Origin of the sequence: Nocardioides sp., from assembly GCF_016462705.1 — a bacterium.
In the GTDB taxonomy this organism is placed as follows: Bacteria; Actinomycetota; Actinomycetes; order Propionibacteriales; family Nocardioidaceae; genus Nocardioides.
This window is the reverse complement of record NZ_JAEMSS010000178.1, coordinates 1-8,505: the sequence shown is the minus strand read 5'-3', so window position 1 is coordinate 8,505 and position 8,505 is coordinate 1. Positions and strand designations below refer to the sequence as shown.

The 8,505-nt window shown below is 70.4% G+C and carries 9 protein-coding genes; 8 read left to right on the top strand and 1 reads right to left on the bottom strand.

Going from position 1 to position 8,505, the window contains the following annotated elements; genetic code table 11:
* On the bottom strand, positions 1–214 hold a 214-nt coding region (locus JHD21_RS18145), incomplete at its 3' end, for a citrate/2-methylcitrate synthase (RefSeq protein WP_292678024.1).
* A 54-nt stretch (positions 215–268) separates the two neighbouring features.
* Between JHD21_RS18145 and pdxH the strand changes: the two genes are divergently transcribed.
* From pdxH to JHD21_RS18105, 8 genes are all read left to right on the top strand, one after another.
* Positions 269–928, top strand: coding sequence for a pyridoxamine 5'-phosphate oxidase (gene pdxH, locus JHD21_RS18140; RefSeq protein WP_292678022.1), 660 nt, complete (start codon positions 269–271; stop codon positions 926–928).
* Positions 929–981: 53 nt separating this feature from the next.
* Positions 982–1,857 (top strand): hypothetical protein, encoded by an 876-nt coding sequence (locus JHD21_RS18135; RefSeq protein ID WP_292678020.1) that lies wholly within the window; start codon positions 982–984, stop codon positions 1,855–1,857.
* Between the two features lie 129 nt (positions 1,858–1,986).
* Positions 1,987–2,478 (top strand): FBP domain-containing protein, encoded by a 492-nt coding sequence (locus JHD21_RS18130; RefSeq protein WP_292678018.1) that lies wholly within the window; start codon positions 1,987–1,989, stop codon positions 2,476–2,478.
* 139 nt (positions 2,479–2,617) lie between these two features.
* Complete coding sequence (locus JHD21_RS18125) at positions 2,618–3,700, top strand: hypothetical protein (protein ID WP_292678016.1); 1,083 nt, start codon at positions 2,618–2,620, stop codon at positions 3,698–3,700.
* Between the two features lie 85 nt (positions 3,701–3,785).
* A complete protein-coding gene (locus JHD21_RS18120) occupies positions 3,786–4,385 on the top strand; it encodes a TetR/AcrR family transcriptional regulator (RefSeq protein ID WP_292678014.1) in 600 nt (199 codons plus the stop codon).
* Positions 4,385–6,118 carry an ABC transporter ATP-binding protein gene (locus JHD21_RS18115; RefSeq protein ID WP_292678012.1) on the top strand — a complete coding sequence of 578 codons (1,734 nt, stop codon included), beginning with the start codon at positions 4,385–4,387 and terminating at the stop codon, positions 6,116–6,118. Before JHD21_RS18120 ends, JHD21_RS18115 begins: the two co-directional genes overlap by 1 nt.
* Positions 6,115–8,004, top strand: a complete 1,890-nt coding sequence (locus tag JHD21_RS18110; RefSeq protein ID WP_292678010.1) for an ABC transporter ATP-binding protein — start codon at positions 6,115–6,117, stop codon at positions 8,002–8,004. The genes JHD21_RS18115 and JHD21_RS18110 overlap by 4 nt, the downstream gene beginning before the upstream one ends.
* Before the next feature lie 14 nt (positions 8,005–8,018).
* A partial coding sequence (locus JHD21_RS18105; RefSeq protein ID WP_292678008.1) for a hypothetical protein occupies positions 8,019–8,505 on the top strand: 487 nt, incomplete at its 3' end.

Sequence of the window (8,505 nt, the reverse complement as noted above, 5' to 3'; positions counted from 1 at the left end):
CGATGTTGTAGGGCTCGGCCGGCGGGAGGCCGGGGGTGTAGGAGCCGTCGACCAGCAGCCCCCAGACGTTCTCGAACGGGACCCGGCCCACGATGTCCTCGATGTCGACCCCGCGGTAGCGGAGCGCCGAGCCTTCCTTGTCGGGCTCGGCGATCTGGGTCTCGAACGCGACGACCCCTTCGAGCCCGTGGTGTACCTCTGGTCCGTCAGCCATGCGGGCATTCTGCCCCACGCCCTGCGCGCGCCATGACCGGTGCATGATCGAGGCATGACGGACCCGCTCGACCCAGTTGACTCCGTGGCCGCGGCCCGGGCCGAGTACACCCGCGGGGGTCTCACCGAGGACGACCTGCTCGCGGACCCGATCGCGATGTTCCGCCGGTGGTACGACGAGGCGCACGCGGCCGGGCTGCACGAGCCCAACGCGATGGTCGTGTCGACAGCCGACGCCCAGGGCCGTCCGTCGTCGCGGCTGGTGCTGCTCAAGGGCGTCACCGACGAGGGCTTCGCCTTCTACACCAACACGCGCTCCCGAAAGGGCGTCGAGCTGCTGGCCAACCCCCAGTGCGCCGTGCTCTTCCCGTGGCACCCTCTCGAGCGCCAGGTGCGCGTCGACGGCGCGGCCGAGCCGCTCCCGCAGGAGGCCGTCGACGCCTACTTCGCGCAGCGGCCGCGCGCCTCCCAGATCGGGGCGTGGGCCTCGCACCAGTCGCGGCCCGTGGCCGGCCGCGACGAGCTGGCCCGGGAGTACGCCGAGCTGGAGGCCCGCTTCGACGGCGCCGACGTCCCCACCCCGGAGGAGTGGGGCGGCTACCTGGTCCGGCCGGAGGTCGTGGAGTTCTGGCAGGGCCGTCCGGGCCGGATGCACGACCGGCTCGTCTATCGCCGCGAGGGCGCCGGCTGGCGCACCGAGCGGCTGGCTCCCTAATAGCCCGCTCGGGCCATGCCGTCGGCGCTGTGCTGGTCCTAGGCTGAGCGACCGTGACTCGAAGCCTGTTCCGCGGGAACCCGCGTCTGCTGATCGCCGCTGCGCCGTGGGTCCTCGTCGTGCTGGTGGTCAAGCTGGTCATCGAGGTCACCGACGCCCACCTGTTCCAGCTGAGCCCGCTCCTCGCCGGCGCCATCGGCGCTGAGGTGTTCATCCTCGGGTTCCTCCTCAACGGCACCGCCGGCGACTTCAAGGAGGCGGAGAAGCTGCCGGGCGAGGTGGCCGCCGCCCTCGAGACCATCGCGGACGAGTGCCTCATCACCGACAAGGAGTTCCACCTCCCCGAGGCGCGCACGGCGCTGCAGCAGCTGGTCGAGATCAGCCGCTCGGTCCGGGGGTGGCTGGTCCACGACCGCGGTCTCGACGACGTGCTGACCGACATCCGCGCGCTGAACGAGCCCTACCGGGTCTTCGCGCCGGTGATCCAGGCCGGCTTCACGACCAGGCTCAAGACCGAGCAGTCCAACATCCGCAAGACCGTGCTGCGGATGGACACGATGCGGCGTACGTCGTACGTCGCCGCCGGCTACCTCATCGCCGAGGTCACCGCGGTGCTGCTGATGTTCGTGCTGGTGGTGACCGAGCTCGGTGCCGAGGACTCCCACGAGTTCAAGGAGGTGGTCACCCAGCTGGTGCTGGTGGGGCTCATCTCCTACCTGCTCATCTACCTGGTCAGCCTGATCCGCGACCTGGACAACCCGTTCGAGTACCAGGACGGCCAGCCCGGCGCCGCGGACGTCAACCTCGAGGTCCTCGAGCGCAACGAGGACCGCCTCCGGGCCCTGCTCGCCTCCCTGGAGACACCGGCGCCTGCTCCGGCACCGGCCGCTCCTGTCCCCACCGAGGGGGTCGCGGAACCGCAGCCGTAGGACCAACGTCCGACAGCGGCCACCCAGACGTCAGGGTGGTCCGTGAGGACCGGTACATGGGGGGCCCGGGGAGGGGCCCGGACATCACGGACCACTCTGGCCCTTCCGGGGCTTGCCATGCTGTGCGTCATGGAGCCGCTGACCGACAAGCAGGTCCGCGACTCGTTCGTGAACGCGTCCAAGGGCGAGGTCCAGCGGCTGAACCTGCCGGACCTCGACGCGCTCGACTGGGACCGCCTCGACCTGCTCGGCTGGGTCGACCCGAAGGCGCCGCTCGCCGCCCACCTCGTGGTCGCCACGGACGACGGCCCGGTCGGCGTCGTGCTGCGCCGCAACCCGTCGGGCGCCGGTCCGCGCCGGGCTCGGATGTGCTCGTTGTGCACGACGACGCATGCCGGTCAGGGAGTCGCCCTGATGGTGGCGCGGAGGGCGGGCAAGGCCGGCCGTGACGGCAACACCGTCGGCCTCGACATCTGTGCCTCGCTGCAGTGCTCGGCGTACGCGCGCGGCCTGCTGCCGCCGCCGGCGATGACCACCGCCCACGAGACGCTGTCGGTCGAGGAGCGCGTGGCTCGGCTGCGGCGGAACGCGCTGGCCTTCGTCGAGCGGGTGCGCAGCTAGGAGAGGCCGCGCCTGCACGAGCGCTGAGCCCAGTCCGGTCTCGCAGCCTGGAGAACCAGATCATTCCGCTGCGCATCAGACCGAGTGAGACCAACAACCTGAGGGGAAGTCGATGAGGACAAGGCGCTTCTTCCTTGCCGTGGCGGTCGTGATGGCTGTCGGCTCCACTCCGGGAGGTGGCACGCAGGCAACCGCCGCCGCGCCGTCTCTGACCGTGGCGTTCGACGGAGACACGGGCCTGCCCCACCTGACGCACTCGTCGAACGCTCCGGCGTACACCGGCGAGGTGGTGGTCACCGGCGGGCCCATCTCGAACGTGCGCTTGGAGTTCACGGGCGAGGGCGTGATCGCTGATCCGGCAGTCATCGAGATCGCTGGTCCGACCTCGTCATTCACCTTCTCCACGAAGGCCTACTCCACCGGCGGGTTCCACAACGTGGTCGTCCATGTGTCGAGCGACAACACCGTCCCGGACAGTCAGGTCGGCCCTCTCTTGTACGCAGCCGGCGGCGATGCCATCCCGGCCACTGGTGATCTCACGGGCGTTGCGTACGGCTATACCGACCTTGCCAGGTTCGAGGGGGGAGACGGACGTACGTCATCCGATCACCTCTTGACCTTCGTCGACGCGGACACCGCCCTGTTCGGCGCGCCCGACGGCGGTGCGCCTCGGTGCAGCAGGCCAGACGAGGACCTGGCCGACGGCTGCGTCCGATACAGGTACGACGAGAGCACCGGTCTGGTGGTCGTGGGCGCCTTTCCGGGCAAAGTCGTAGGCAAGAAGCTCTGGATCAGCCGAGGCAACCCTGCCGACGATGACGACTCGTACAGCAGCGAACGGTTCCTCACCGATCACGTCGCCTATCCCGAGGCCGGCAAGCGGTTCAGTGGTCGCTGGAGCGGGGGCGAGGTGAAGCAGTTCGACTGGCAGCCGCACTATCAGCTGACCCTCCAGCGCCAGGGTGCGTTCGCGTTGAGGATCTTCCCTGGCCGTGGCAAGCCGATGAGTGTCTCCGGCACGTACAGGATCACTGCCCCCGGGCGCCTGGTCCTTGTCAGACGATCCGGCCGCCGTACCGTCCATCTCCTCGGTGTGAGCACCAGGCCCAACGGCACCCCGCAGCCGAAGAAGGGGGTATGGGTGACCTTCCGCACGCCTGACAGCTCGGGCACTGGTCACCACGATGAGGACGTCCACCTGACGTGGCGCCCGTCGGCATGATCGCAGCGCGGCATCACAGGCGACCGCCCGACCGGCTGAGCAATCCCACTGGTGAGTGAGTGCTCACTCACCTAACATGGCGTGTGTGAACGCAGCCGCACGACGCGAGCGGGCCAAGCCCCTGGCGCCCGAGGACCGCCGCGAGGCGATCATCACGGCGACCCGGCCGCTGCTCTACCAGCACGGCCAGAGCACGACGACCAAGCTGATCGCCGAGGCGGCGGGGATCGCCGAGGGCACGATCTTCCGGAGCTTCTCGACCAAGGACGAGCTCTTCGACGCGGTGCTCGAGCGCGAGCTCGACCGCGAGGCCTTCCTCGCCCGGGTGGCGGAGATCGACCCGGCGCTGCCGCTGCGGGACCGGCTGCTCGCCTACACCACGCTGCTCCAGGGCCGGTTCCTCGGCATCTTCCGGCTGATGGCGGCGATGGGGATGCCCAAGCCCCCGGCGAAGTTCCAGGACGAGCAGGCCCGCCGGCGGCTCCACGACAGCGGGGTGCTGTCGCTCATCGGCGCCGACGCGGGCCGGTTCACGCTGCCGGTCGACCGGGTCGCCGAGCTGGTGCGCGGGCTCACCTTCGCCGCGAGCCACCCGCACCTGACCGAGCAGAGCCCGTTGACCCCGGAGGAGATCGTCGACGTGATCCTGCACGGCGTGCTCCGACCGACGAGGGACGACGACTGATGCTGCTCCGGATCCTGCGCACCCACCTGGCGCCGTACAAGCAGTGGCTCGCTGTGGTCGTGGTGCTCCAGTTCACCTCGACGGTCGCGATGCTCTACCTGCCGAGCCTGAACGCCGACATCATCGACGACGGGATCGCGGTCGGCGACAACGACTACATCCTGCGTGTGGGCATGGTGATGCTCGGTGTCTCGCTGCTGCAGGTGCTCTGCTCGGTGGTGGCCGTCTCGTTCGCGGCGCGGACGGCGATGTCGTTCGGCCGGGACCTGCGCGGCGCGCTGTTCCACCGGGTCGGCGCCTTCTCCGGCCGCGAGGTGGCCCAGTTCGGCGCACCGTCCCTGATCACCCGCACGACCAACGACGTGCAGCAGGTGCAGATGCTCGCGCTGCTCACGTGCTCGCTCGCCGTGCAGGTGCCGATCATGATGGTGGGCGGCATCGTGATGGCGATGCGCGAGGACCTCGGTCTGTCCTGGCTGCTCGCGGTCGTGGTTCCGGCCCTGTTCCTGTCCGTCGGGCTCGTCGTGTCGCAGATGGTGCCGAGCTTCCGCGAGGTGCAGACCCGCATCGACGACGTCAACCGGATCCTGCGCGAGCAGATCAGCGGCATCCGGGTCGTCCGGGCGTTCGTCCGGGAGCCTCGGGAGACCAAGCGGTTCGCCGAGGCGAACGACGGCCTGACCGCCGTGTCGGTGCGGGCCGGCCGGTGGATGGCCACGATGTTCCCGCTGGTGATGCTGGTCATCAACCTCAGCAGCGTCGCGGTGATCTGGTTCGGCGGGCACCGCGTGGACGAGGGCCAGATGCAGGTCGGGGCGCTGACCGCGTTCCTGAGCTACCTCATGCAGATCCTGATGAGCGTGATGATGGGGACGTTCATGCTCATGCAGATCCCGCGCTCGTCGGTCTGCGCGGACCGGATCGCCGAGGTGCTCGACACCGAGCCGAGCGTGGTGCCGCCGGCCCACGGCGTGACCGGCATCGAGCTGCGCGGGCAGCTGGACCTCGAGGACGTCTCCTTCACCTACCCGGGAGCCGAGCAGCCGGTCCTCTGCGACGTCGACCTCAGTGCCCGTCCGGGCCAGACGGTCGCGATCATCGGCTCGACCGGTGCCGGCAAGTCGACGCTGCTCAACCTGGTGCCCCGGCTCTTCGACGCCACCTCGGGCACGGTCCGCATCGACGGCGTCGACGTCCGCGACCTCGACCCCGAGGCTCTGTGGTCGCGGATCGGCCTGGTGCCGCAGAAGGCGTTCCTGTTCACCGGGACGGTCCGCAGCAACCTCCTGCACGGCAAGCCCGACGCCACCGACGACGAGCTCTGGCACGCCCTGGACGTCGCGCAGGCCCGCGACTTCGTCGAGCGGATGCCCGAGGGCCTGGACGCACCGATCGTGCAGGGCGGCACCAACGTCAGCGGTGGCCAGCGGCAGCGGCTCGCCATCGCCCGGGCGCTGGTACGCCGCCCCGAGATCTACCTGTTCGACGACGCGTTCTCCGCGCTGGACCTGGCGACCGACGCGCGGCTGCGGGCCGCGCTGCGGCCCGAGACCCGGGAGTCGACCGTCGTCGTCGTGGCGCAGCGGGTCAGCTCGATCCGGGACGCCGACCTGATCCTCGTGCTCGAGGACGGCCGGGTCGTCGGCCGCGGCACGCACACCGAGCTGCTTGCCGACAGCGCGACCTACCAGGAGATCGTCACCTCCCAGCTGACCGCCGAGGAGGCCGCATGAGCACCACCGCGTCCCCGCCGGGTCCCGCCCCCAAGGGCGGCGCCGAGATGAAGGAGACCGAGCGGATCGAGGCCCCCATGGCCGGCCCCGGTCGCGGCCCGATGGGCGGCGGGATGGTCGGCCAGAAGGCGGCGACCTTCAAGGCCTCGGCCAAGCGCCTGATGTGGCGGATGGCTCCGGAGCGCGGCCGTGCCCTGGCGGTGGTCGCCCTCGCCGTCGGCAGCGCGTTCCTGCTGGCCTACGGACCCCGCCTGCTCGGGCACGCGACCGACCTCGTCTTCGACGCGTTCCTCGCCGACCGGGCGGTCGACTTCGACGCCGTCCGCACGACCCTGCTCCAGGTGGTGGCGGTCTACGCCGGCGGCTCGGTCCTGGCGTGGGGCCAGGGCTACGTGCTGAACGACGTGGTGCAGGGCACCGTGCGCCGGATGCGCTCCGACGTCGAGGACAAGGTCAACGCCCTGCCACTGGAGTACTTCGACAAGCAGCCCCGCGGCGAGCTGATGAGCCGGGTCACCAACGACATCGACAACATCAGCCAGACGCTCCAGCAGACGATGAGCCAGCTGCTCACCGCGCTGCTGACCGTCGTCGCGGTCCTGTCGATGATGTTCTGGATCTCGCCGCTGCTGGCCCTGATCGCCCTGGTCTCGGTCCCGATCTCGATGTTCGTCACCTCGCGGATCATGCGGCGCTCCCAGGGCCAGTTCATCGCCCAGTGGCGCCGCACCGGCCGCCTCAACGCCCACATCGAGGAGTCGTTCTCCGGCCACGCGCTGGTCAACGTCTTCGGCCGGCGCGCCGACGTCGAGCGGGAGTTCGCCGAGCAGAACGAGGAGCTGTACCAGGCGTCGTACAAGGCGCAGTTCGTCAGCGGCCTGATCATGCCGGTGATGTTCTTCGTGGGGAACCTGAACTACGTCGTCGTCGCCGTGGTCGGCGGCCTGCGGGTCACCAACGGGACGCTCACGCTGGGCGAGGTGCAGGCGTTCATCCAGTACTCACGCACCTTCATGCAGCCGCTCACCCAGATCGCCTCGATGGTCAACCTGCTGCAGTCGGGCGTCGCGTCGGCCGAGCGGGTCTTCGAGCTGCTCGACGCCGACCAGCAGGTGCCGGACAGCACGTCCGACGTCCCGCCCACCGGCGCCGGGGAGGTGCGGTTCGAGCACGTCTCGTTCAGCTACGACCCCGCCGAGCCGCTGATCGAGGACCTCTCCCTGGTCGCCAGCCCGGGCCAGACCGTCGCCATCGTCGGGCCGACCGGCGCCGGCAAGACCACCCTGGTCAACCTGGTGATGCGCTTCTACGAGCTCGACGGCGGACGGATCACCCTGGACGGCACCGACATCACCGCGATGCCGCGGTCCGCGCTGCGCAGCAGGATCGGCATGGTGCTCCAGGACACCTGGCTGTTCGCGGGCACGATCCGCGACAACATCCTCTACGGCCGGCCCGAGGCGAGCGAGGAGGAGCTGCTGGCGGCGGCGCGAGCGACCTTCGTCGACCGGTTCGTCCACTCGCTCCCCGACGGATACGACACGGTCGTCGACGAGGACGGCGGCAACCTGTCGGCCGGCGAGCGTCAGCTCATCACGATCGCCCGGGCGTTCCTCGCCGACCCCGCCCTACTGATCCTGGACGAGGCGACCTCGTCGGTCGACACCCGTACCGAGCTGCTGCTCCAGCACGCGATGGCGGCGCTGCGCACGGACCGCACCTCGTTCGTCATCGCGCACCGGCTCTCCACGATCCGCGACGCCGACCTGATCCTGGTGATGGAGGAGGGCCGGATCGTCGAGCAGGGCGACCACGACGCGCTCCTGGCGAGCGGCGGCGCGTACGCCCGGCTCTACCGCTCGCAGTTCGACGCGGCCGTGGCCTGACTAACCTCACCAGGGTGGCGGACGCACACGACCCCGGAGCACACGACCTCTGGGGCGAGCGGTCCCGGCCCCGCCCCGGGCAGGTCGTGTTCGACGTCGTCGCGGCCGCTGTGTTCACGGTGCTCAGCGGGGCCGTCGCGATCCAGCAGTCGACGCCGATGGTCCTGGTCACGCTGGCGATGGGTCTCGCGATCGCGGTACGCCGCATCTCCTGGGTGGCGATGGCGGTCCTGGCCGCGGGCGGCGGGATCGGCCAGCTGGCCGCCGGCGAGCTCGCCATCGTGACCGACCTCGGCTACGCCGCCGTGTTCTTCGTGCTCGGCGCCCACCCACGGGTCGGCGTACGCCGCTTCGGGCTGGTGGGTGCGGCCGGCTCGGTCGCGGCGCTGGCCGTCGCGGTGGGTGTCGACGACATCGACGCCGTCAGCGGGGTGTCGACGACGTTCGCGGTCGTCGGCTCCGCGGCGATGGCCGCCCTGGTCGCGGGTGGTGGGTGGGCCG